Here is a 22,371-nt window from a genome sequence, read left to right as displayed (position 1 = left end):
GAGTTATAAGAAAAAGTTATGTCAACTTTCTTTACATGAGTAGAATTATAGGAAAAACGTCTAAGAATTGCAATCCTTTTCGACAAATTTCACATGAGCTGTCGAACAACAGAAAAAGCGACCGGTCAAGTGACCGATCGCCCATCCTGCATCATTTGATTAGATGAAGAGGTTCAAGTTGCCGCCTTCAGCCGCCCCGAGGTATGCTGCCACACCCCCGAGATCGATGCCGTCGATCAACTCTTCTTCTTTGATTCCCATGACGTCCATCGACATCGTACAAGCGACCATTTTGACGCCTGCTTCTTGAGCCGATTTGATCATTTCGTCAAGTGATGGCACATTTTTGTCGCTCATCACTTTTTTCATCATCTTTTGACCAACTCCACCGAAGTTCATGTTCGAGAGTGGAAGTTCACCCGCATGCGATGGCATCATCATGCCGAACATCTTCTCGAGACCTTGTTTCTTCACTTCCGGTGCATCTGGCTTACGAATGACGTTGAGTCCCCAGAATGTGAAGAACATCGTCACGTCTTTGCCCATCGCCGCCGCACCTTGGGCGATGATGAAAGAAGCGAGCGCGCGGTCGAGATCTCCGCTGAAGACGACCATCGATGCGCCGTCTGTCGCCGGTGCCCCTGCTTGTACAGCCGCAGGACCATTACCTTTTTGAAGAATTGCTTCCACGCGACCGTTCACGAACTGTTTCGAGACGAGCTTGTTGCCGGTTTTCTTCGCCCATGCTTCGATGTCTGCAAAGAAACCAGGGTCACTCGCGAGGACACGAAGCGTCTCGCCTTCGCCGAGCTCGGCTACTTTTTTATTTACTTCTAAAATTGGTCCCGGGCATTGCAGACCGCATGTATCTAGGAAAATCGGTTCCCCGACTGGTTCATTTGTCATTGCTGGTGGTGCCTCCTCCGTTACTGTTGCGGCAGTCTCACTCTCTGCCTTCGTGCCTGCCTCAATGGCATCAAAATCACGTTTTACTTGTGACCATGTTTTGTAGCCACCGCTCAAGTTTTTCACCTTGTAGCCGTTTTGACGCAAGATACGGGATGCGAGATATCCGCGAAGCCCGACTTGGCACGTCACATAAATCGTTTCGTCTTTGCTGTAGTTGTCCAAGTGATCGCGTAGCGAGTTGAGCGGAACGTTGATTGAACCAGGAATTTTGCCAAGTTCATGTTCTGACTCGTCACGGACGTCGAGCAATGTCGCGCCGTTTTGGACCAACTCGTCAATCTCGTTCCAGTGGACGACTTCGTTATCGCCGAGGACGACGTTCGACGCGACGTAACCGATCATGTTGACTGGATCTTTCGCTGAGCTGAACGGTGGTGCGTAGCTGAGTTCAAGGTCTGGAAGGTCAAGGACCGTCAAGCCACCTTTCATCGCTGTCGCAATCACATCGATTCGTTTATCGACGCCGTTCATCCCCACGCCTTGCGCGCCGTAGATTTCACCTGTCGTCGGATGGAACAAAAGTTTGAGTGATACTGGTGTCGATCCTGGGTAATAACCCGCATGTGAACCCGGGTGCACGTGAACGGCTTCGAACTCTTTACCAGCTGCTGTCAAACGTTTCTCGTTCCAACCTGTCGAAGCGACTGTCATATCGAATACTTTAGCGATCCCAGTCCCCATCGTTCCGTTGTATTTAACGTCACGACCGTTGATGATATCGGCGACAAGACGACCTTGGCGGTTGGCCGGCCATGCAAGCGGAACGACCGTCGGCTCTTTAAAGATATAATCGAGTACTTCGACAGCATCTCCGATCGCGTAGATGTTCGGGTCTGACGTGAGCATCTTCTCGTTGACGCGGATGGCGCCGCGGATGCCTGTTTCAAGTCCTGCTTCCGTTGCGATTGACGATTCTGGGACGACACCGATTGACAAGACGACCATATCGGTATCGATGACGCGACCGCTCTTCAAGTGGACACGTTTCCCTTTCTCAGAGAATGAATCGACACCGTCAGAAAGCTGAAGGTCGACGCCATGGAGACGCATGTGTTCGTGAACAGGTGATACCATTTCACGATCGAGCGGTGTCATAACTTGGTCGGCCATCTCGACGAGTGTGACCTCGACGCCGCGCTCACGTAAGTTTTCAGCCATTTCGATCCCGATGAAGCCGCCACCGATGACTGTCGCGTGTTTCGGCGCTTTGTCGTCAACGTAGCTGCGGATTTTATCCGTATCCGGAATGTTGCGGAGCGTGAAGATGTCTTCTGCTTCTTCAATTCCAGGGATGTTCGGACGAATCGGTTTCGCTCCTGGTGACAAGACGAGTACGTCGTACGACTCATCGTATGTTTCGCCCGTCTTGACGTTTTTCACCGACACCGTCTTCTCGGCACGGTTGATTTTTGTCACTTCCGTCAAGTTGCGGATGTCGAGTTGGAAACGTTTATTCATGCCCTCGACCGTCTGGACGAGCAATTTTTGACGATCTTGAATCACGTCACCAATGTAATATGGAAGACCACAGTTCGCGAACGAAATGTATTCGCCCCGGTCGAACATGACGATTTGGTTCTCTTCATTTAAGCGACGAAGGCGTGCGGCTGCTGAAGCGCCACCGGCGACTCCACCGACGATTACGATTTTTTTACTCATTGCTCATTTCCTCCTTTGACGACTTCACCAGGCCAGCTCATCAAGCCATCTTCTATATTGACCACTTTATAACCTTTCGCTTCCATTTGCCAAGTTGCTTGCGTGCTGCGAGCACCTGAACGGCAGAGAACGATGTATTCTTCTTCAGGGTCGAGTGTCTCGATCCATTCCGAAATTTCAGATAGCGGATAATTGCTCGCGCCAGCAATGTGCGCTTCTTGGAACTCGTCACGTTCACGAACGTCGACGATGTGCACGGGTACTTCAAAATCCATTTGACGTTTTAAAGCAGATGCTTTCATGTTATTTACCCATCCTTTTAATCTATGATGTTTCACTTATTTATTCGTCATCTTGGTAGCGGGCGTCCGACGAAAGTTTGTGATTCGTTGAACATATCGCTTCCACGTCATTAATATACCCCCTATGGTATTAGATTGCAAGGGATTTGTTTGACGAAATGGTAAACTTTCAAAAAATCTTTATCTCAAACGTTGTGGCTCGACACATACTCCCCCACGTATTAAGATGAGACTACACAATAAATAGTTGGGTTACTGAACGATTTGAATATAGAGGTGAATCTAATGGAACAGTATCAATACGATGCGAAAGTATTGAACCGGATGAAACGAGTCGAAGGACAAATCCGGGCCATCATCCGTATGATGGAAGAAGGGAAAGAGTGCCGCGACGTCGTGACGCAGTTGAGCGCGGCTCGTTCGGCACTCGACCGTGCTTCGACCATCATTGTCGCGAAGAACTTGGAGCAGTGCATCATCACCGCCCAAGAAGATGGCGAAGATACGTCAGAAACCGTCGAAGAAGCCATCAAAATGTTGATGAAACGCTAGTTCCCCTTGCTTTCCCTCCGCAAATGGGAGAAAGTTAGAGTAACGACTTTTAAGGGGGACTTGTTTGTGAACTTCGAAGAAAAAGTAGAATCATTTAAAGCGCTCGTCGCTGAACGCAATATGACGTTCAAAGAGAGCGAGACTGAAACGCACGTCACATTCTTGACGCGTGAAACGACTAAATCCGGGGCTCAGCCCGTTATGATTATCGCCTTCAATAAAAAGACGACGGATGCGGAACTTTATGCCGCGACAGTCACACACGTGCCGGACTACGTGGAAGACCTACCGATTCTTAACGCCTTGAACGAGTTCAACCAAGAGTTCAAATACTTCCGTTGCGTACTCGATAGCGACCGTGATGTCACGCTCGCCTCGACGCTCGACCTCGACCTCGGCTTCTCGCCAGAGATCATCTTGCAACATTCATTCATGATGTTCCAAGCGGCCGATGAAGTGAACGAGTACATGCAGAAGTTGTATACGCAAGTCCAATAACAAACAGCCGCCCCGGACGAATCCAGGGCGGCTGTTTTTGAATCATTCTTTCGATTGTACTCGTATAAGGAGCAAAAGGAGGAATTGCTGATGATGACACGTTACACCCTTTACCTCGAAGCACTCGAAGGAATCAGGGGAGCGACAAAGTGGTTCACTGACGATTTCCGACGTTTGATGGCCATCAACTACGCTATGCACGATACCCCGTTCGATTCGGAACGGTTCGAACACGCTCAAGCGGTTCTGAAACAGAAGACCGGCATGTTCTCGAAATTTCGCGGCAGTAATAATTTTGTCTGGTTGTCGTTTCTCGATGCCAAGTATGAAGACATCGAACCAGCCATCGACGAGGCACTCCGGCTCGATACGTTACTCGACCGGAAGCACTTCCGCTTCAGTATGTTACGGCCCTTTATCGCGAGCCAACTGATCAACGTCGATGAGCCCGAGCGCCGGCTCGATGAGGCAAGCACACTCTATCAAACGTTCAAACGAAACCATCCTTGGCTGACGAGCGAAGAAGACCTTCTGTCTGCCCTCGTCCTCGTTCAAGCGTTCGATGATCACGATACGTTGAGTCAATGGATTGAGACGTATTACGAAGCGTTGAAAGCCGAGTTGCCCCGCTCAAACGAGCTCCAACTCGTCTCCCATCTGCTTGCTTTTAGCGACTTGCCTTCAGATGAGGTCATCAACCGCCTGCTCGAGTGGCGCACGCGGCTCCAAGGACAAGCAATCGCCGTCAAAAACGAGCATCTGCCAGCGCTCGCCCTCTTGGCCATCGTCGCGGCTCCGAACGACAACGACGAGCGCGACCTGATCGAAATCACGAACGCCGAGAAGGAACAGCATCGCTGGTTCCACACCCACGCGTTGACGGTCGCCCTGCAACTCGTCGCGGCAAACAACATCAAGGAAGACGCGAGCGATTTACTGTTGCACGGGACGTTCGCCCATCTGCTCGCCATGCAACAGGCAGCAACGGCAGCGGCGACCGTGGCTATCATTTCGAGCACATCTTCGAGCGACTAAAAAAAGAAGGGTTTCCCCTTCTCAACTAAATAAATACCAACTGAGACAACCGAGCACGAACACTGAGTTGGCGATTTCGACGATCCCGATCTTCATGATGGGGATCTTTTTGCCGTAGAATGCGACCGCCCGGACGAGACTCGGCACGTAAGCGAGTGCCAAAACCGGATAGCCAAACGCGATGAAGATGGCGACGAGCAAAAAGTGATACCCCCATGATACGTTCCGATAAAACAAGCTCTTCTTCTCCCGAATCATCGTCTTGACGAAAAAGATACTTCCGAGGAAATATAAGTACGGCAAAGCGAACATCCACATCATCGTCCCGTCCAAGGCACGTGCTCCGAGATAATAGCTCGCCATCCCGCCGATACAAAATGAGGTGACGGCGCTGACATCGTTCCAGACGTTGCGCTCATCCTTAATTTTGGCGAAATAGGCGTTGATGAGACCGAACGGAATCATAGCAAGGACAAACCAGACAAGACGCCACTCGGATAAAAACACCGGGATGGCGGCGACGGTGGCAATCGTCAAATACGTCACGACCGTACGCAACAGTTCCTTAGACTTCTTCCGTTGCTTGATGTATTGGAACAAGAAAAACGTGCCCATATAAACGAACAACCAGGCGATCGCGAACGGGATGTGCGCGAGCGTCCACCCTCCGACAATGCCGCCAAGTAAGAATGGTAAAATCAGCATCGACCAAGCGCCGTGCTGTTTTGGAATCATCCATGTCATGTGACTCCCTCCTTCTATGTTTAGTGTAGAAGAAAGATGACTGTAAAACTGTGATAAATTTTACAAAACAAAAAACGATCTCACGCGAGATCGTTTTTTGTTTTTAGTTTGGTCACACTTGGTACGGTTACTTCGACCACATCGTCCGTCAACATCTTCGTGACGACACGACCCGCGATCGAGACCGCGAGAAGCGTATAAAGCGCGTTCGACAGCGGCAAATAGATGAGCGAAATCGCCAAGACGATGACATCAAATATGATGAGAATCGTCCCGACCGATACGCCGGTCCATTTCGATAGGCCGAGGGCGAATAAATCGTCGCCTCCGGTCGCCCCGCCTGACTTCAAGACGAGACCGAGACCGTAACCGGTCACAATCCCGCTCGCGATAGCGGCGAACAACGTTGCCGGCCAGACTTGAATGTCGAATGTGAGTAAATCTAATCGGTCCCACATCGCATAACTGAGCGATAACGACGCGGCGGCAAGCACGGCTTGTCCGACGAAGCGCCAGCCCTTCCACCAAAGGGCAATTAAAAAGAAGGGGATATCGAGTACGATCATCGAGATCGCTGGATCGATATCAAATAAATAGCGGCCGAGCAATGCTAGCCCGACGAAGCCCCCTTCTGCCAAACCAAACTGTTCATTCAAATAATAATAACCGAACGCCATGATTAGCGTTCCGAGCACTATGGTAGCAACTCGTTTCATTCCGATTGTCCTCCCCGTTTTCAACGGAGAGGAGGATCCTCAGTCGTAGCCGCGGTTCCATCTGTTCCATCTCCGATCTTCCGTTTGTTGATTTTTACATTGATGTCGCTTGTAAAAACTCAACGCTAGAAGTCCGGCAATTGAAACAGAGGCCATGTCCTCTCGGTATCCATAAAGACCTTCCTTTCCCAAATTGCGCGTAATCATGAAACTATTTTAACACATTTTCACGACTATTTCATTAAATGTATATTTAGTGTAGATTACGTTTCGGTAAATCTTTCTTTCCGAACCACCACCAGTTCCAGTCCCCGAACATTTTCATCAAAGACGGTACGAGCAAGATGCGGATGATTGTCGCGTCGATGAAGATGGCGAGCGCGATCCCGACCCCGAGCTGTTTGATCGGACTGACGCCGGTGAAGGCAAACGCTCCCGTGACGACGATCATGATCACAGCGGCCGACGTGATGATTTTACTCGTCTTGGCGAGCCCCATCTCCGTCGCGTAGTCGTTATCCCCGGTCTCCCGATAATATTCCTCGATCCGTGATACGAGGAACACCTCGTAGTCCATCGACAGGCCAAACACGAGTGAGAAGATGAACACCGGGGTTAAGATACTGATCGTCTCGGCATCATACACGTAGCCTGATTCGAAGATGATGACGAGCAGACCGAACGTCGCCCCGAGACCGAGCACGTTCATAATGATCGCTTTGATTGGAATCAAGACCGAGCGGAACGCCCACATGAGAATGACCATCGTCGCCAAGATGACAGTCACGACCGCATACGGGATGCTGTCATAAATCTCTTCATAGATTTCTTCGTTGAACGCGGCTGGTCCCCCGACGTCAAAACCGTTCTCGCGCCAATCACGGACGAACGCCTGCGCGTCCTTATCACTCGGCGGGACGTCGAAGCTGACGTTGACGAGGGCGAGGTCGGTATTCCCTTCGAGCGTGATGAGACGATCGAACGCTTCAAGTTGCTCTGGTGCCGCTTCAGCGAGTTGTTGGAACTCGGCTGGTTCGAGACCGGATGCCGTCAAGAACGTCGTGACGTTGTCGACAATCGGATCCTCGGATAGCTCATCAGTGAGCGCCGTCAATTCGTCGAGAATCATCGAATCGGTCAAGTCATTCGTCTCAAACAAGAGCACCGCGTCGGTCGACGTCTCTCCGAACACGTCGTCCCAGCGCTCAAGGGCGGCCCGTGACTCGTACGAGGTCGGGAGCGCATCGGCGTCCGGGATGTTCAGTTCGAGGTCACGAACGAACCAGAGGCTTGGCAGTAGCAGCAAGAGCGCGACGAGCGTCATCGTGACGGGACGTCTCATGACGAAGCGGGCCAACTTCTGCCACCGCACTTCCGAGCGCGTCTCATTCGTCTTGACGAGCCGTCCTCTATTGATCGTGTCTCCGACGATGTACAGGGCAGACGGCAACAACGTGAGCGCGGACAAGACCGCACCGGCGACGGCAATCAACGCACCGAGGGCAATCGCTTGGAACACATCGACTTGGATGAACAACAATCCAGCCAGTCCGACGAAGACGCAAAGTCCTGAGAATAGAATCGATCGTCCAGCCGTCGCGACCGTTCGGACGATGGCCGCCTCACGTGACTTCCCTTTCGCGAGCTCTTCCCGGTACCGGTTGACGAGCAATAAGGAGAAATCAATGCCGAGCGCGATGGCAATCATCGCGACCGCATTCAACACGAAAATAGACAGTTCCATCGTTTGGGCAAAGAAGAATAGCGAGCCCGCTGCCACGATGAACGTGATTAAACCGACGAATAATGGCATAAATGCGGCGAGCGGCGTCCCGAAGACGAGCAAGAGCACGAGCAACGCGACCGGAATCCCAATCAGCTCGGCCCGAATCAAGTCATTCTTTGACGCCTCGTTCAAGTCATCCGCGAAGACCGGCTCTCCGGTCAATCGCACGTCTGTGTCCGTGTCGCGAATCAAGGCGCTGCGGACGTCTTCAATCGACGCCTCGGCCGTATCGTAGTCCTCGAACTCGAGCAATAAATAGGCGACGTCTCCATCGCGTGCCTCCGGATTCTCGGCTGGCGTGATCACGCCATCGATCCCATCGACTTCAGCGAGTCGATCGCGTTGCTGCTCGATGACCATATCAAGGTCCCCACCTTCCAACAAGACGATCATCGAGGCACCGGCCCGGTCGAACCGGTCGTTCAACTTGTCTTCCACTTGGGCGAAACGCCCGTCTTGGATTGCGAACCCGTTGCCGCGCAGTTCACTTGGCAACTGTAATCCGAAATATACCGATACCGCGAGCAACACCGTCCAAATCAACACCACAGCGTAGCGCCATCGGACTAACGCTTGTCCTAATCGTTCCATCCCTGTCCACTCCTCTCCATCTAAGAAGACTGTTCCCGTTTTTTTCGGGATTCACCAAGTCTTCGTAAAAAAATCCTGAACCATGGTCTGGTCCAGGAGCGTCAACGCTCGAACACTTGAAGCCAACTATGGCAAAAGCGGCGTGGCGTTGACAAGACGACAAGTCGGTCGCCCGGTTCGTCCAATAAGACGACTTTCAGTAATTCAGTTTCAGCACACACTTCAGACGAGAACACTTCGCGATCGCGTTCAAACAGTTGGAACGACGTCATCGATGTGATCGCGGTCGTCTCGCCGATTTGATCGACGATGGCCAGATCGCGGTCACCTCCGTATGGAATCATCCAAGACGCACTCGACGCAACATTCTCGACTACGAACTGTTGATTCGGTTCGTCGTACAGCGTCACGAGGCCCGGTGCCGTGAATCGTTCGAAATCATAGGTCGGCTGATAGGCAAGTTCGATGATACTGCCGAATTCGGGGACCTCTTCGTAGCGGCTATACCGGAACGTGTGGTCGTTCAAGTTCAAAGCGACAATGTCTGATTCGGCCGAGTAAAGAAACAGGTCGTCTCCTGACCAGTGGTGCAGGTTACTGAACCAATCGTCATGAAACGTCCGTGGGATCGGATGACGTTCCATCGTCCCGTTTGTTAAATCCATGACTCCGTATGTCTGTAAATCCCGAAACAGCGCGACGGCTCGTCTGCCATGAGGCTCAATATATAGTGCGCACGGTGCCCATTTCCACTCGAGTTCCCATCGGATTTGGAACGTCTCGTCAAAAAACAGAAAACCGGTTTGCGCCAAATACAACATCCATCCTCCACCAACGCGCTCCAACCATTCAACCGTTTGATGAAATTGATAGTCTGCTACTTGTTTGTACATTTGATCACTTCCTAGTTTCAGCTTAGCAACGCCCCACGCATTTTTCGATTTTGAATGTGTTCACAGAACACATTCTCCATGCGCCTGATTTTCCTGTATACTGGCATTAGCATACCCTGAATGTGAAAGGAGGAACCTCAATGCGCCCACTTCAACTCTCTCCCGAGACGGCGGTCGAGCTTGCTAAAAAGCTGAACGTTCCGCTCGAGGAGCTCATGCATATGCCAAAACACATCATCGTGAAGAAGATGATGGAACTGGAGGCAGCCAAAACTGAAACGAACGAGGAAAAGGAGACGGAATGACGTCTCCTTTTTTTTGGTTACTGCTGTTTGTTCTTGCGTTTTTTCGCGACGTACCAGAGACCAAGGATCGCAAGGGCAGCCCCGCCGGCGACCGCATATTTGCTGTAATCCGGGCGGCGTTCCGTCACGACGAGCGTCGAGAGCGGTGCGACCGTGACATGTCGTTCTTCAAGGAGTCGCGGCGCTGTCAAATTGACGGTATGGTCTTCAACGTGGACCTCGAACTTACCGGCCGGCAGCTTCACCTCGACCGCTTCCTCGAGCCCGTTATGGTAGACGAGGTGACGTTCGACATACCCTTCGACGTGGCGACTCAGTTCAAAGGCGATCACCCCTTCTTCTTCATCGAAGAAGCGCAAATGTTTGCGAATCTGCTCCGTGTTCTCGAGACGGAACAACGGATATTGTTTCCGCAGACTGATCAATCCTTTCACGTATTCGACGCTCGGTGTCTCCTGCTCGGCCCGTGTCCAGTCCAAACGGTTGACGACCTCACCCGAGTTGAAGCTGTTCTCGTCCCCATCTTTTGTTCGGAAGAACTCTTGACCGCTATGCAAGAATGGGATGCCTTGACCGAGCATGACGATCGTTGTCGCGAGGCGATGCCGGCGACGACGTGTCGTCTCGTCATCGTCCGGGTTCGTAACGGCGAGCTTGTCCCAAAGCGTCAAATTGTCATGACACTCAACGTAGTTCACGACTTGGTTCGGTTCATCGGCAAAACTCTGACTTGTCACCGCGCCGGCAATGCCGCGCTTGACGTCCGCCGTCATATCCGCGTTACCGCTGATCCAGCCTGGCAAGTCCTCGATGAACACGTCCCCACGGACGCCGTCGCGAATCGCGTCGTTGAACTGGGCGATACGTGGCATCTTATGGGCGTTATGCTGGTTCGCTTTCTTGCGGACCGAGAGCGGCGTGTCGAGATCCCAACCTTCTCCGGTGACGAGAATCGATGGGTCGATGCGATCGAGTGCTTTCCGGACTTGGTTCATCGTCTTGACGTCATGGAGCCCCATCAAATCGAAGCGGAAGCCATCAATCATGAACTCTTTCGCCCAGTATGAGACACATTCGACGATCAACTTCCGCATCATCGCGCGCTCTGAAGCCGTATCGTTCCCGCACGCCGAACCATCGGCGAGCGTTCCATCCTCGTTCAAGCGGTAATAGTAATCGGGCACAAACTGACCGAGCGGTGTCGTCAACGCATCATACGTATGGTTGAACACGACGTCCATGATGACACGAATCCCACGGTCGTGCAGTGCCTGGATCATCGCCTTCAACTCGATGATGCGAGCAGCCGGATCATCGGCAGACGAGGCGTACGAACCTTCGACGGCGAAATAATGGACCGGGTCATAGCCCCAGTTATAATTCGCCTCACTCTCACGCGACTCGTTCACCGAACCGTAATCGAAGAACGGCATGAGTTGGAGGTGCGTGACGCCGAGCGCGGTGATATAGTCGAGCGCGGTCGGATAGCCGTTCGGCGTTTTCGTGCCGACCTCGGTCATCCCAAGGAATTTGCCACGATGCATGACACCGCTGTCGGGATGGCTCGTCAAATCACGGACGTGCGCTTCATAAATGACCGCCTCTTGTGAAGAGTGGAAGAGCGGACGTTCTTTGACCCAATGGTCCGGGTTGAGCGCTGACGGGTCGAGCAGACACCCGCGCTTCCCATTGACACCGACGACTTTCGCATACGGATCGAGCGACTCGACACGTTTGCCTTCGACGGTAGCTTCAAACACGTAAAAATATCCTTCGAATGAAGCGCGGTCGAGTTCAAGGACCCACGTCCCTTTCTCGGCCCGTTCGAGCTCAATCCGTTCGAACTTTCGTGCCCGCGGCGTCCGGTATAGTTTTACGGTCATCTCTTCGGCGACTGGCGACCAGACCCGTAACCGGATGATATCACCTTTAAACGTCACCCCGAGGTCTTTGCCGTGATACGCCATATGGTCTAAATCTACATTTGTCTGTTGATCGATAGTATGTTCCATCTCTTTCACTCCTTCACTACTTCAAATCTGCTATCATTATAACAAAACCCTTGTAAAGGATGGATGAAACATGGCAAAAGACAATTCTTTTGATATTGTGTCAGAAATGAACCTGGAAGAAGTGAAGAACGCGATCCAAATCGCCGAGAAAGAAATTTTAAACCGTTACGACTTTAAAGGATCGAAGAGTGAGATGTCACTCGACAACGGCGACCTCGTCCTCGTATCGGATGACGACTACAAGCTCGAGCAATTGAAGGACGTCATGATCTCGAAATTGATCAAGCGCGGCGTGCCGACGAAAAACCTCGACTACCAAAAAATCGAGCGCGCCCTCGGTGGCACCGTCCGTCAGCGCGTCAAGTTGAAGAGCGGCATCGATAAAGACGATGCGAAAAAAATCAACAACGCCATTAAAGAATCAAAATTGAAAGTGAAGTCGCAAATCCAAGACGATCAAATCCGTGTGACGGCCAAGTCACGCGATGACCTCCAAGCCGTCATGCAGCTCGTCCGTGAGCTCGAATTGTCTGTCGATGCCCAATTTACGAACTACCGATGAAGCTCGCCATCATCAGTGACCCCCACGGTTCGTTTGATGATTTGAAGGCCGTCCTCGAGTCGGTCCGGCGTGAGACGGAGCATATCCTCTGCCTCGGCGATTTATATGAATGCCACATTGGCAAAAAGCGACGGAACGAACGGTTCCACGAAGTGTCCGACGTCGTGACGTACGACCCGGATTACGAGGCGCTGCTCACGTTCCCGAGTCTGCGTGGCAATCAAGAAGAACGGATTGACGAGGTACTCGTCGTGTCGCATCCAGTTAAGACGCGGATTTCATTATTACCGGAACAGACGACGCTCGATGAGGCGTTGTTCTTGCATGGCCATCAAGTGAACTGGAGTCCGGACTGGGAACCGATCGTCGAGAAAGGCAAGTATCCGCTCGTCTTTATCGGCCACAGCCATATCCCGGGGATTTACCGGAAAGGCCGTTCGATTCCCTGGGAAATCGGGAAACCGTTCACATTGAAGAAAAAACGGTACGTCATCAACGTCGGCGCCGTCATCTTCGACCGGGAATGGTGTTTGTACGATACAAAAACCCGGACAGTCACACGAATGAAGGCATAGGAAAAGGGACCCCCTCAAAAGGGTCCCTTCTTTGTGCTTACATTTCTTCTGGAGCTTGAACACCGATCAGACGGAGTCCTTCTGTCAATACGATCGTCACCGCTTTGACGAGGGCGAGACGCGACTGTTTACCAGCATCTTCTTCGAGTACACGGACATGGCCGTAATACTTGTTGAACGATTGCGCCAAGTCGAGGACGTAACGGCTGATGATCGACGGTTCACGGCGCTCATGGGCACGTGTGATCACGTGTGGGAACGCGTTTAGCATCGTCACGACGCCCCACGTGTGGTCGTCATCCGCACCCGTGAATGTCGAGCCGTCGTAGTTGCCTTTACGGAGGAGCGAGTTCGCACGCGCGTTCGTGTACTGCACGTACGGGCCTGTCTCGCCTTCAAACTTGAGCATGCTGTCGAGGTCGAACTCGATGTTGTTGATGCGCTCGTTCTTCAAGTCGTGGAAGATGACCGCGCCGACACCGACCATACGTGCCACGTCGTCCGCGTTCGCAAGTTCTGGGTTCTTCTGGGCGATGTTGCCTTGAGCTTTCTCGATTGCTTCTTTCAGCACTTCCTCGAGCAAGACGATGCGACCTTTTCGTGTCGACATCTTTTTCCCTTCTTGCAAAATCAAACCGAACGGCACGTGATGCATGCCATCGACGAAGTCGTAGCCGAGTTTACGGAGGACCGAGAACAACTGCTTGAAGTGAAGCGCCTGTTCGCCGCCGACGACGTAGTTCGCTTGGACGAAGTTATACGTCTCATGACGATAAACGGCCGCTGCCAAGTCACGTGTTGCGTAAAGCGTCGCGCCATCTTTCTTTTTAATCAAGCATGGCGGCAAGTTCTCGTCTTCGAGTGAGACGACCATCGCCCCTTCACTTTCGACGAGAAGGTTCTTCTCTTCGAGCATGGCGACGATGCGGTCCATCTTGTCGTTGTAGAACGCCTCACCGTGGAAGCTGTCGAACTCGACGCCGAGCAAGTCGTATACTTTTTGGAACTCTTTGAGCGACTCGTCACGGAACCATGTCCATAGCTCTGTCGCTTCTTCGTTGCCGTCTTCAAGTTTCTTGAACCAAGCACGGCCTTCGTCCTCAAGTTCCGGTTGCGTCTTCGCCTCTTCATGGAAGTGAACGTAAAGCTTCAACAATTCGGCAATCGGATGCTCACGTACCGCTTCCTCGTTGCCCCATTTTTTATAGGCGACCATCAGTTTTCCAAACTGTGTCCCCCAGTCCCCAAGGTGGTTGACCCCAACGACGTCGTAGCCGTTTTTACGGGCGATCTGGTTAATGGCGTTCCCGATTACCGTTGAACGGAGGTGTCCCATCGAGAACGGTTTGGCGATGTTCGGTGACGAGAAGTCGGTCACGATTGTCTCGTTGCGGGTTGCGTGCGTCGCATAGTCCGCTTTTTCGTCGAGCACCATGTTGATGATTTCTTGTGACACGACGTCACGGCTCAAGAAGACGTTCACGTATGGTCCAGCCGCCTCGACTTTTGTGAACAATTCATCGTTCAAATCGTTCGCGATATCAGTCGCGATCATGACCGGCGCTTTCCGGTAGGCTTTCGCGAGTTGGAAGCAAGGGAAAGCAAGGTCCCCGTGTGCCTCATGTTTTGGTTTTTCAATTAGAGCTTCAATTTGGTCGAGCGTCAACTCGTCCCCGATGACACGGGACAAGGCTTCCGCATATTTGCGTTCATAACTCATTACAATTCCTCCTTATAAAATTTTCATAAAAAAAACGCCCTTTGCACAGATGCAAAGAGACGGGATGGCCCGCGGTACCACTCTTCTTGCCTGCTTGACGCAGACCGCTTTATCGGTGATAACGGGGGTCCCCCGGCTACGCCTACTAAGGTTCGGGCAGCATCTCAAAAGTGCGTTTCGCGATGTTTGTCAGCCTAGGCTCTCACCAATCCCTAGGTCGCTTTGTTGACGGAACGATCGTTACTCTCTTTTTCATCGACTTTCGTCTATGTGGTTGAAAAGCAATTTCATTATAGAGGATATTTCATATAGACTCAATGCTAGAATTCCGCCATTATGATGAATAGGCAGGACTCGGGCATGATTGTGCCGAATCTCCTACCATACATATCGAATTTTCCCACATAGGAGGGAACCATGAACCATTTTCGCAAGATGTCCGTCCTTGGTTGGAGCATATGGAGTGTTTTACTCATATCGACGATCACCTTGTTCGCCACAGGCGTATTGAACATACCCGCCATCGAGCCGTTGCCGTTCATCTTGATCGCGCTCCTTGTCATCATTTTTCAAATGGACTCCATCGAACGGAAAGGCGTCTACTTCACGTTTTCGGAAAGTATCGTCCTCATCATTTTCTTGTTTTTTGATTTCGAGACGGCGCTTTTCGTCAATCAGATTGGTCTCCTCGTCTTCCAGTTCGTCAACTTGAAACCGCGCGTCGCGCTTCGACGCTTCCGCTTCACGTATCCTTGGAACGCCATCACGTCTTTCTTGGAGATTGCCATCCCAGCCGGTGTTTACTTGGCACTTGGTGGTGTGACCGGTCTCGGCTTCTATTCTCAAGACTCGTTCCTGCCGCTCGCCGGTTTGATTCTGGCCATCATCTTGAACACGGTCGTGCAAAAGTATCAAGTCGGTTGGTGGTTCCGCGTCGACATCCCGGTCCGCGATTTTCTGAGCATCGCGTTTTATACGTATATCGTCAGTCTCGTCTTCATTTTGGCGGCCTCGTTGTTCCGGGAGACGAATTTACTCGTCGTCAGCAGCATCGCTGCCGCGTTGACGTTCTTCATCAAGCGGCTCATCATCCAAAAAGGCCGGCAAGACGCCTTTAAATCGTTGATTGAACAGTATGATGAGGCAAAAGAAGCCGTGTCGTTATCGCAGAGCGAGGCGCAAGCCATCGAAGTGTTTCTCAGTCAATGTGAGCGGCTCAATCACTATGACGAAGGGTTCGTCGAGTTTAAACTGTTCGACCGTACCCTGTACTTTGATTTGAAGACGCGTCAGCCGATTGACCGTCACATCGTGTTCGATTTGCTCGATCACGCTTATCCGAACGAAGCCTCGGTCGAATATGAGATGCGCTTCGAATGGGACGCACCACTGTCGAACGAATTTGACGACGACTATCATAGTTTCATCTCGGTTCGGTCCGAGGAGATCGAAGGGATTCGCACGTGGCTCGTCATGACGGGTGAACACGTCTATGGGTATCCCTCGACCATCCAACGTGAAATCGTCAAACTTCTCAAGTCGTTCAACCGGACGATCAGTCGTTGCCATGAGCGCGACCGTCTTTACACAGAAAGTCGGACCGACAGCTTGACGCTGCTCGCGAATGCACGCGCGTTTTACGAATACGGGATTCAACAAATCTCGGACGGTTCGATGTATCCGATTTCGGTCGCGATGCTCGACATCGACTTTTTCAAAAAAATCAACGATGTGCACGGACATCAAGTCGGGGACAGTGTGCTCCAAGAGTTTGGACGGCGGATTCGCCAGGCACTCCGCACCGAAGATTTTGCCGCCCGTTACGGCGGTGAAGAGTTCATCTTGCTATTGAACCGTTGCGATGTCGAACAGGCAATCGAGATTGCCGAACGGATCCGGCAACAAATCGAGAACAAACCGTTCCACGTCGACGGGATCGATATCCCCGTCACCGCTTCGATCGGTGTCGACACGATTCAGGCATTCGGTGACAAACGCCTCGACGATACGATCCGTAACGCTGACCGGGCCCTCTACGTCGGCGGGAAGTACGCCGGACGCAACCGCGTCGCCCATTACAATTTCTTAACGACCTGACTCACCCCCACGTTCACCGCGTGGGGGTTTGCTATTGACAAGCGGATTTGAAACAGGTACGTTAGGGAACGTGTCTTATAACTAAATATCACAACTTTTTTATCGAGAGAGACTGAGGGACTGGCCCAGTGACGTCTCGGCAGCGGGTAACCTGTGCCAAATCCAGCGAGCAGTCTGCTCGAAAGATGAAAAAAGTGTTTTCTTGTAGAGAGCCTTTTTTCAGAAGGCTCTCTTTTTATTTTATGAATGAGGTGAATCGATTGGAACAACCGACAGCTAACAAATGGGCACTATTGCCTTTGCTCGTCTTCCTCGTCTTCTTTATCGGGGCAGGCATCTACTATAACGACTTTTATAAATTCCCGGTCCTGATCGCGGCGTTGATCGCGGTCATCGTCGCGGCGATGATGACGAAAGGCAGCGTCACTCAGACGGTCGAGCGTGTCGCCCAAGGCGCGGGGAACCCCGGCATTTTAATCATGGTCTTCATCTTCTTGCTCGCCGGAGCGTTCTCGAGTGTCGCCGAAGCAATCGGCGCAATCGACGCGACCGTCAATGCGGCGCTGACATTTTTACCGTCCTCGCTTCTACTGAGCGGTTTATTCGTCATCGCGGCTTTCATCTCGATGGCGATGGGAACGTCGACGGGAACGATTGCCGCCCTCGCCCCGATCGCGCTCGGTATCCACGAAGAAAGTGGCGTCAATATCGCCATCGCAGCGGCTGCCGTCGTCGGTGGTGCCATGTTCGGGGACAACTTGTCGTTCATCTCGGACACGACAATCGCTGCCGTCCGGACCCAGCGTACCAATATGCGTGACAAATTCCGAACCAACTTTTGGATTGTCCTCCCGGCCGCCATCATCACAATCGTCCTCTTATCGGTGTTATCGAGTGGAGAATCGACTGTCGATGCAGCCGCGTTCGAATGGTATAAACTCATTCCATACCTCGCCGTCATCGCTCTCGCCTTGACCGGGTTGAACGTCATTCTCGTCTTGCTTGGCGGGATCGCCTTGACCGGCATCATCGGTTTGATCGATGGGAGTTTGGCTGTCACTTCATACGTCACGGCTATGGCAGACGGGATGATGGGTATGGCCGAGATTTCGCTCTTGACGCTCCTCATGGGCGGACTCGTCGGACTCATCTCGCATAACGGCGGGCTCACTTACTTGCGTGACGCGCTCACGTCGCGGATTCAAAAACGTGCCGGTGCCGAATGGAGCATCGCCGGGCTCGTCAGTGCGACCAACGTCGCGACGGCGAACAACACGATTTCGATTCTCGTGGCCGGTCCGCTCGCCGCCAATATCGCCGATACGTATGACATCGAGCGAAAGAAATCAGCGAGTGTGCTCGACATCTTCTCGTGTGGCGTCCAAGGCCTGTTGCCTTACGGGGCACAGTTGCTCATCGCCGCCGAATTGACGAATACGGCGTCACCAGCGCTCGTCCCGTATATGTTCTATCCATTCCTGCTCTTCATTTGCGGAGGGCTGGCCATCGTCTTTAACTTCCCGCGTTTCAAAAAGCGCGCCTAACCAAAACGACCCTTTGAAGCACTAGCTTCGAAGGGTCGTTTGACGTTTCGTTTCACGTTCACGTTGAAGTTGTTCGTTGCGTTTTTTGAAGGCGCGCCGCTTGAGCAATTCCTCGAGGCCACGGCTGATCGCCCAAAGGACAAACAATAACAGTCCAAGCATCGATAAGCGGAACGGACTTTGAATAAACTCTTCCCACTGGTCACCAATGACCGAAAAAATCAAGACGACAAGCAGTTTCCCGAACCCCGCCGCCATGATGAATGTCCGAAGCGGCATTTGAATGAGGGCGAGTAAGTATGTGATCAAACTGACCGGGATGAACGGAAGCGAATATAAAAACCCAAGCGAGATCGGGCTCATGTGGTTGATGCGTTCAAGCCAATATACCCCTTGTTTATGTTTTTCGAGCCACCGTGTCATCGGTTTACGGAATACGTAACGGACGGCTGTAAAGACAAGAATCGTCCCTAGTAAACTACCGACCCAAGACAATAACGTCCCGAGCAAGAACCCATACGTGGCCGCGTTCGCCGAAATGATGAGGACGAGCGGAAGAAATGGAAAGATCGCCTCAAGGAACGGCGCCCCTAGTCCTGCCCATGGGCCTCCCGGAAGCTCTTGCAGCCATTCAATCAGTTGGATAATCCATTGTTGGAGTGATGTGAGCATATCAGTTTCCACCTTCGACTTTCATTAATACCTTTTACCCGATTTCGCTCAGGAAGACGCATCCCCCTGCACGCCAGTAAAAAAAATAAAAAGTATTTGCGAAATTTCGCTGTGATATCTATCATATAATATGGACTTGTGGTTGCAGGCAAGTCCGCTCGTCGAACGACACAACCCAACGTTCGTTTTCCTGCAAAAAACTGAACACAGGGGAGTAATAACATGGAAACAAAACCAATGCGGGTCTTGCTGTACTATAAGTACGTCAACATCGAAGACCCAGAAACGCTCACACAAGAGCACCTCAAGTATTGTAAGGACCTTGGCATCAAAGGACGGATCTTGATTTCTTCCGAAGGAATCAACGGAACGTGCTCTGGGACTTGGGAACAGACCGAGCAATACATGAACGACTTGAAAGCGAACCCGCTTTTCAGCGATATCGAGTTCAAAATCGATGAAGTCGAAGAACATGCGTTCAAAAAAATCTTTGTCCGTCATAAGAAAGAGCTTGTGACGTGGCGCTTTGATGGTGAGTTCGACGTTCCTAAACAGCACGGTGCGTACCTCGAACCGGCAGAATGGAAAGAGATGATGAATCGCGACGATGTCGTCATCCTCGATGTTCGTAACAACTACGAGTACGATCTTGGTCACTTTAAAAATGCGATCAAAATCGACGTAGAGGCTTCTCGTTACATGCCAGATTGGCTCGAAGAGAACAAGGACCTCTACGAAGGGAAAACCTTACTCACGTACTGTACCGGAGGCGTCCGTTGCGAGAAATTTACCGCATATATGCGTGACCAAGGTCACGACAACATTTTCCACCTAAAAGGCGGCGTCGCCATGTACGGAAAAGACGACGCCACGAAAGGCGAAAATTGGGAAGGCGAGCTCTACGTCTTTGACGAGCGCATCAACGTCCCAGTCAACACGGTCAATCCGTCGGTTGTTTCCGAGTGCATGCACTGTGGGACGAAGACGGTCCGTTACGTTAATTGTGCCAACCCGGTGTGTAATGCTCAACACTTCTGTTGTGAAGAGTGTGAACCGAAACAAATGCGTTCATGCTCGAAAGAGTGCCAGGAGCATCCACGTAACCGCTATATCATCGAGAATATCGCGGACAAACTTCAGGAGACTGAAGGCGTCGTCGGGTAACAAAAATCGACCGAGAAGCACTTCGAGCCTAAGCTCGAAGTGCTTTTTTTTTGACAAAAACTTTACGTCTAGTGCCTGAGAGAATCGGGTATAGTGTAGATACCATTGTCAGACAGGAAGTGAATCGATTGCTCTTTAACGAACCTTTACTCGCCGCCTTGCTCGCGTGGTTCATCGCCCAAGCGGCCAAGCTCGTAACCGAACTCATTAAAACACGAGATTTTGAACTTGAAATCATGTTTGCCTCAGGTGGGATGCCAAGTTCCCACTCCTCGACCGTCGTCGCATTGACGACCGTGATCGGGCGTATCGAAGGGCTCGACTCCAGCATGTTCGCGCTCGCCCTGATTTTCGCGACGATCGTCATGTACGATGCGACCGGTGTCCGGCAAGCGGTCGGGTTCCAAGCCCGTTTGTTGAACGACTATTTCAAAGGCATCAAACATGAAACACCGATTTTAAATGAGTTGGTCGGTCACACCCCGTTCCAAGTCATCGTCGGTGCCCTGCTCGGTCTCGTCATCGGATTGTTTTTCCCGATTTAAGCTGAATTTTAGAGGCATGTCGCCCCTTCTTCTCAAAACACTCCATCTTTTTGTGAACTTTCACAACAGAGACGGTATAGTGAGAGAGAGGAGGAATCGACATGCCTTTTTTGCAGAAATCTTATGAATCGCTCGATACGCTCGCCGAAGCAATCGGACAAGCGATTCGGGCCCCGATCACGATTGAAAATCGCCACCATCAGTTGCTCGCCTACAGCACCCACCCCGACTCGACCGACCCGGCCCGCATCGCGACCATCATCGGCCGTCGTGTGCCGGAAGCAGTCATCGAGGACTTATGGGAAAGTGGAATCCTGCAAGAAGTGATCGACCGAGACGAACCGGTCGTCATCCCAGCCCGGATGGCTGTCGGTTTAGGCGAACGTGCCGCTGTCGTTATCAAACAACAGGACGATGTGCTCGGTTATATTTGGAGCCTGGCCCGAACGACCCCGTTCTCGGAACAAGAGCTCACTGTGTTAAAAGAAGGCGCGAGCATCGCTAAAAAATTGCTCATGACCATCGCCATGCATGAGCGGCGCATCGATGCCGAGCTCGAGCGTTTCTTTTTAGAAGTGTTGGCCAGCCCCAATTTGTCGCCCGCTCATCGCGATCGTTTGAACGAACTCGCCCCGATCGCTGTCGCTAGCCGACTCACCATCATCGAGTGCAGTCAACCGATCACCCCACAGCTGGCGGAGCGATTGTTTTATGTTCTCGCGACCCAACAAGCGATCGAGGTTGTGCTGCACGCCATCGATGGTCAACAGCTCCTCGTCTGGCATTATATGAAATCGGAGTTAGCAGAGGAAGAGACGGCACTTTTGCAGTGGGCCAATCGCTTCGAGACACAGCTCCGAGAGAAATTCACGGAAGTCGATCCACGTTTAGGCGTCAGCCGTCGTTTCTTTGAGAGCGACATGCTGTATGCCGCGATGGAAGAAGCACGACAGGTCACGTCGCTTCGTCGGAAGTTCCCCTATGAGCTTGCCGCGACGCACACGTTCGAACAAATCGGGATTTATCAGCTCGTCCCAGATCTCGCTCGCCGAATCGGGCTTCGGCTCGAAACGCATCCGACCATCGAGCGTTTGCAGGCATATGATGTCGCCCATCATACCGAGCTCGTCACGACGCTCGAGTGGTATTTCTATTTTGATGGGAACGTCAAACGCGTCGCCGCCCATCTTCACATCCACCCGAACACCGTGCTCTATCGGATTCGCCGCATCGAGGAACTGACGAATATTACGCAAGTCTCACTGCCCGAACGAGCCGCTGTTTACCTCGCCATCAAGGCAGGCCAATACCGACAAGATGATTGATGCCTGCTTTGTGTTTTTTCACAAAGTGGGCATTGTCATTTTTAGAATCCATGCTAAAGACAGCGTTTTCGGATGGGTCTATACTAAAGGTGTGAACAAATTGTG

Annotated in this window: 20 protein-coding genes, 1 riboswitch and 1 other annotated feature; of the genes, 11 read left to right on the top strand and 9 right to left on the bottom strand. The window is 51.8% G+C overall.

Annotated features, from left to right (window positions below):
• Positions 1 to 159: 159 nt before the first annotated feature.
• Together KNP75_RS12530 and KNP75_RS12525 are read right to left on the bottom strand one after the other, a co-directional pair.
• Positions 160 to 2,628, bottom strand: a complete 2,469-nt coding sequence (locus KNP75_RS12530) for a CoA-disulfide reductase (protein ID WP_215190561.1) — start codon at positions 2,626 to 2,628, stop codon at positions 160 to 162.
• Complete coding sequence (locus tag KNP75_RS12525; RefSeq protein ID WP_215190560.1) at positions 2,625 to 2,930, bottom strand: rhodanese-like domain-containing protein; 306 nt, start codon at positions 2,928 to 2,930, stop codon at positions 2,625 to 2,627. Before KNP75_RS12525 ends, KNP75_RS12530 begins: the two co-directional genes overlap by 4 nt.
• Before the next feature lie 285 nt (positions 2,931 to 3,215).
• Here KNP75_RS12525 and KNP75_RS12520 point away from each other — a divergent pair, with 285 nt between their 5' ends.
• The 3 genes from KNP75_RS12520 (at position 3,216) to KNP75_RS12510 (ending at position 5,015) form a co-directional block, all read left to right on the top strand.
• Complete coding sequence (locus KNP75_RS12520) at positions 3,216 to 3,482, top strand: metal-sensitive transcriptional regulator (RefSeq protein ID WP_138860044.1); 267 nt, start codon at positions 3,216 to 3,218, stop codon at positions 3,480 to 3,482.
• 66 nt (positions 3,483 to 3,548) lie between these two features.
• A complete protein-coding gene (locus tag KNP75_RS12515) occupies positions 3,549 to 3,980 on the top strand; it encodes a type III secretion system chaperone family protein (protein WP_016509669.1) in 432 nt (143 codons plus the stop codon).
• 90 nt (positions 3,981 to 4,070) lie between these two features.
• Positions 4,071 to 5,015: a DUF4003 family protein gene (locus KNP75_RS12510; RefSeq protein WP_251128348.1), complete on the top strand. Its 945-nt coding sequence runs from the start codon at positions 4,071 to 4,073 to the stop codon at positions 5,013 to 5,015.
• 21 nt (positions 5,016 to 5,036) lie between these two features.
• Here the strand turns inward: KNP75_RS12510 and KNP75_RS12505 are convergent, their stop codons facing one another.
• From KNP75_RS12505 to KNP75_RS12490, 4 genes are all read right to left on the bottom strand, one after another.
• A complete protein-coding gene (locus KNP75_RS12505) occupies positions 5,037 to 5,759 on the bottom strand; it encodes a YwiC-like family protein (RefSeq protein WP_215190559.1) in 723 nt (240 codons plus the stop codon).
• A gap of 80 nt (positions 5,760 to 5,839) precedes the next feature.
• On the bottom strand, positions 5,840 to 6,475 hold the full coding sequence (locus KNP75_RS12500) for a YitT family protein (protein ID WP_034780845.1): 636 nt from the start codon (positions 6,473 to 6,475) through the stop codon (positions 5,840 to 5,842).
• A 253-nt stretch (positions 6,476 to 6,728) separates the two neighbouring features.
• Positions 6,729 to 8,852 carry an MMPL family transporter gene (locus KNP75_RS12495; protein WP_215190558.1) on the bottom strand — a complete coding sequence of 708 codons (2,124 nt, stop codon included), beginning with the start codon at positions 8,850 to 8,852 and terminating at the stop codon, positions 6,729 to 6,731.
• Positions 8,853 to 8,953: 101 nt separating this feature from the next.
• Entirely contained in the window at positions 8,954 to 9,745 is a 792-nt protein-coding gene (locus tag KNP75_RS12490) for a hypothetical protein (protein ID WP_034780841.1), read from the bottom strand.
• A gap of 140 nt (positions 9,746 to 9,885) precedes the next feature.
• On the opposite strand from KNP75_RS12490, the gene KNP75_RS12485 reads away from it, so the two are divergent.
• Positions 9,886 to 10,050 carry a YycC family protein gene (locus tag KNP75_RS12485; protein WP_021068148.1) on the top strand — a complete coding sequence of 55 codons (165 nt, stop codon included), beginning with the start codon at positions 9,886 to 9,888 and terminating at the stop codon, positions 10,048 to 10,050.
• Positions 10,051 to 10,067: 17 nt separating this feature from the next.
• Here the strand turns inward: KNP75_RS12485 and pulA are convergent, their stop codons facing one another.
• Positions 10,068 to 12,062 (bottom strand): type I pullulanase, encoded by a 1,995-nt coding sequence (gene pulA, locus KNP75_RS12480; protein ID WP_214788359.1) that lies wholly within the window; start codon positions 12,060 to 12,062, stop codon positions 10,068 to 10,070.
• Between the two features lie 70 nt (positions 12,063 to 12,132).
• On the opposite strand from pulA, the gene KNP75_RS12475 reads away from it, so the two are divergent.
• Both KNP75_RS12475 and KNP75_RS12470 read left to right on the top strand, forming a co-directional pair.
• Complete coding sequence (locus KNP75_RS12475; protein WP_034780837.1) at positions 12,133 to 12,624, top strand: YajQ family cyclic di-GMP-binding protein; 492 nt, start codon at positions 12,133 to 12,135, stop codon at positions 12,622 to 12,624.
• Positions 12,621 to 13,199: a metallophosphoesterase family protein gene (locus tag KNP75_RS12470; protein WP_034780835.1), complete on the top strand. Its 579-nt coding sequence runs from the start codon at positions 12,621 to 12,623 to the stop codon at positions 13,197 to 13,199. Before KNP75_RS12475 ends, KNP75_RS12470 begins: the two co-directional genes overlap by 4 nt.
• 37 nt (positions 13,200 to 13,236) lie before the next feature.
• Here KNP75_RS12470 and argS read toward each other — a convergent pair whose 3' ends face one another.
• Complete coding sequence (argS, locus tag KNP75_RS12465; protein WP_034780833.1) at positions 13,237 to 14,919, bottom strand: arginine--tRNA ligase; 1,683 nt, start codon at positions 14,917 to 14,919, stop codon at positions 13,237 to 13,239.
• A 52-nt stretch (positions 14,920 to 14,971) separates the two neighbouring features.
• Positions 14,972 to 15,184, bottom strand: a binding site (T-box leader).
• Positions 15,185 to 15,336: 152 nt separating this feature from the next.
• On the opposite strand from argS, the gene KNP75_RS12460 reads away from it, so the two are divergent.
• Together KNP75_RS12460 and KNP75_RS12455 are read left to right on the top strand one after the other, a co-directional pair.
• Positions 15,337 to 17,016 carry a GGDEF domain-containing protein gene (locus tag KNP75_RS12460; RefSeq protein WP_251128347.1) on the top strand — a complete coding sequence of 560 codons (1,680 nt, stop codon included), beginning with the start codon at positions 15,337 to 15,339 and terminating at the stop codon, positions 17,014 to 17,016.
• 96 nt (positions 17,017 to 17,112) lie between these two features.
• Positions 17,113 to 17,208, top strand: a riboswitch (SAM riboswitch).
• 50 nt (positions 17,209 to 17,258) lie between these two features.
• Entirely contained in the window at positions 17,259 to 18,560 is a 1,302-nt protein-coding gene (locus KNP75_RS12455; RefSeq protein WP_215190557.1) for a Na+/H+ antiporter NhaC family protein, read from the top strand.
• A gap of 21 nt (positions 18,561 to 18,581) precedes the next feature.
• On the opposite strand, the gene KNP75_RS12450 is transcribed toward KNP75_RS12455, so the two are convergent.
• Positions 18,582 to 19,232: a TVP38/TMEM64 family protein gene (locus KNP75_RS12450; protein WP_034780827.1), complete on the bottom strand. Its 651-nt coding sequence runs from the start codon at positions 19,230 to 19,232 to the stop codon at positions 18,582 to 18,584.
• Positions 19,233 to 19,454: 222 nt separating this feature from the next.
• Here KNP75_RS12450 and trhO point away from each other — a divergent pair, with 222 nt between their 5' ends.
• From trhO to KNP75_RS12435, 3 genes are all read left to right on the top strand, one after another.
• Positions 19,455 to 20,396 carry an oxygen-dependent tRNA uridine(34) hydroxylase TrhO gene (gene trhO, locus KNP75_RS12445; protein ID WP_034780826.1) on the top strand — a complete coding sequence of 314 codons (942 nt, stop codon included), beginning with the start codon at positions 19,455 to 19,457 and terminating at the stop codon, positions 20,394 to 20,396.
• 119 nt (positions 20,397 to 20,515) lie between these two features.
• Positions 20,516 to 20,941: a divergent PAP2 family protein gene (locus tag KNP75_RS12440; RefSeq protein ID WP_131434844.1), complete on the top strand. Its 426-nt coding sequence runs from the start codon at positions 20,516 to 20,518 to the stop codon at positions 20,939 to 20,941.
• Positions 20,942 to 21,042: 101 nt separating this feature from the next.
• Positions 21,043 to 22,266 carry a PucR family transcriptional regulator gene (locus KNP75_RS12435; RefSeq protein WP_034780822.1) on the top strand — a complete coding sequence of 408 codons (1,224 nt, stop codon included), beginning with the start codon at positions 21,043 to 21,045 and terminating at the stop codon, positions 22,264 to 22,266.
• The last annotated feature ends 105 nt before the right edge of the window (positions 22,267 to 22,371 follow it).

This window comes from Exiguobacterium sp. s6, assembly GCF_018618155.1.
Taxonomy (GTDB): domain Bacteria; phylum Bacillota; class Bacilli; order Exiguobacteriales; family Exiguobacteriaceae; genus Exiguobacterium; species Exiguobacterium mexicanum_A.
Note: the sequence above shows the minus strand (reverse complement) of the source record. Positions and strands in the feature narration are given on the sequence as shown.

Coding starts and splice junctions, on each gene's coding strand:
- KNP75_RS12460 (WP_251128347.1), top strand. CDS start 15,337: ATGAACCATTTTCGCAAGATGTCCGTCCTTGGTTGGAGCATATGGAGT.
- KNP75_RS12495 (WP_215190558.1), bottom strand. CDS start 8,852: ATGGAACGATTAGGACAAGCGTTAGTCCGATGGCGCTACGCTGTGGTG.
- KNP75_RS12435 (WP_034780822.1), top strand. CDS start 21,043: ATGCCTTTTTTGCAGAAATCTTATGAATCGCTCGATACGCTCGCCGAA.
- KNP75_RS12490 (WP_034780841.1), bottom strand. CDS start 9,745: ATGTACAAACAAGTAGCAGACTATCAATTTCATCAAACGGTTGAATGG.
- argS (WP_034780833.1), bottom strand. CDS start 14,919: ATGAGTTATGAACGCAAATATGCGGAAGCCTTGTCCCGTGTCATCGGG.
- KNP75_RS12500 (WP_034780845.1), bottom strand. CDS start 6,475: ATGAAACGAGTTGCTACCATAGTGCTCGGAACGCTAATCATGGCGTTC.
- trhO (WP_034780826.1), top strand. CDS start 19,455: ATGGAAACAAAACCAATGCGGGTCTTGCTGTACTATAAGTACGTCAAC.
- KNP75_RS12470 (WP_034780835.1), top strand. CDS start 12,621: ATGAAGCTCGCCATCATCAGTGACCCCCACGGTTCGTTTGATGATTTG.
- KNP75_RS12520 (WP_138860044.1), top strand. CDS start 3,216: ATGGAACAGTATCAATACGATGCGAAAGTATTGAACCGGATGAAACGA.
- KNP75_RS12530 (WP_215190561.1), bottom strand. CDS start 2,628: ATGAGTAAAAAAATCGTAATCGTCGGTGGAGTCGCCGGTGGCGCTTCA.
- KNP75_RS12510 (WP_251128348.1), top strand. CDS start 4,071: ATGATGACACGTTACACCCTTTACCTCGAAGCACTCGAAGGAATCAGG.
- KNP75_RS12455 (WP_215190557.1), top strand. CDS start 17,259: ATGAATGAGGTGAATCGATTGGAACAACCGACAGCTAACAAATGGGCA.
- KNP75_RS12485 (WP_021068148.1), top strand. CDS start 9,886: ATGCGCCCACTTCAACTCTCTCCCGAGACGGCGGTCGAGCTTGCTAAA.
- KNP75_RS12505 (WP_215190559.1), bottom strand. CDS start 5,759: ATGACATGGATGATTCCAAAACAGCACGGCGCTTGGTCGATGCTGATT.
- KNP75_RS12525 (WP_215190560.1), bottom strand. CDS start 2,930: ATGAAAGCATCTGCTTTAAAACGTCAAATGGATTTTGAAGTACCCGTG.
- pulA (WP_214788359.1), bottom strand. CDS start 12,062: ATGGAACATACTATCGATCAACAGACAAATGTAGATTTAGACCATATG.
- KNP75_RS12450 (WP_034780827.1), bottom strand. CDS start 19,232: ATGCTCACATCACTCCAACAATGGATTATCCAACTGATTGAATGGCTG.
- KNP75_RS12475 (WP_034780837.1), top strand. CDS start 12,133: ATGGCAAAAGACAATTCTTTTGATATTGTGTCAGAAATGAACCTGGAA.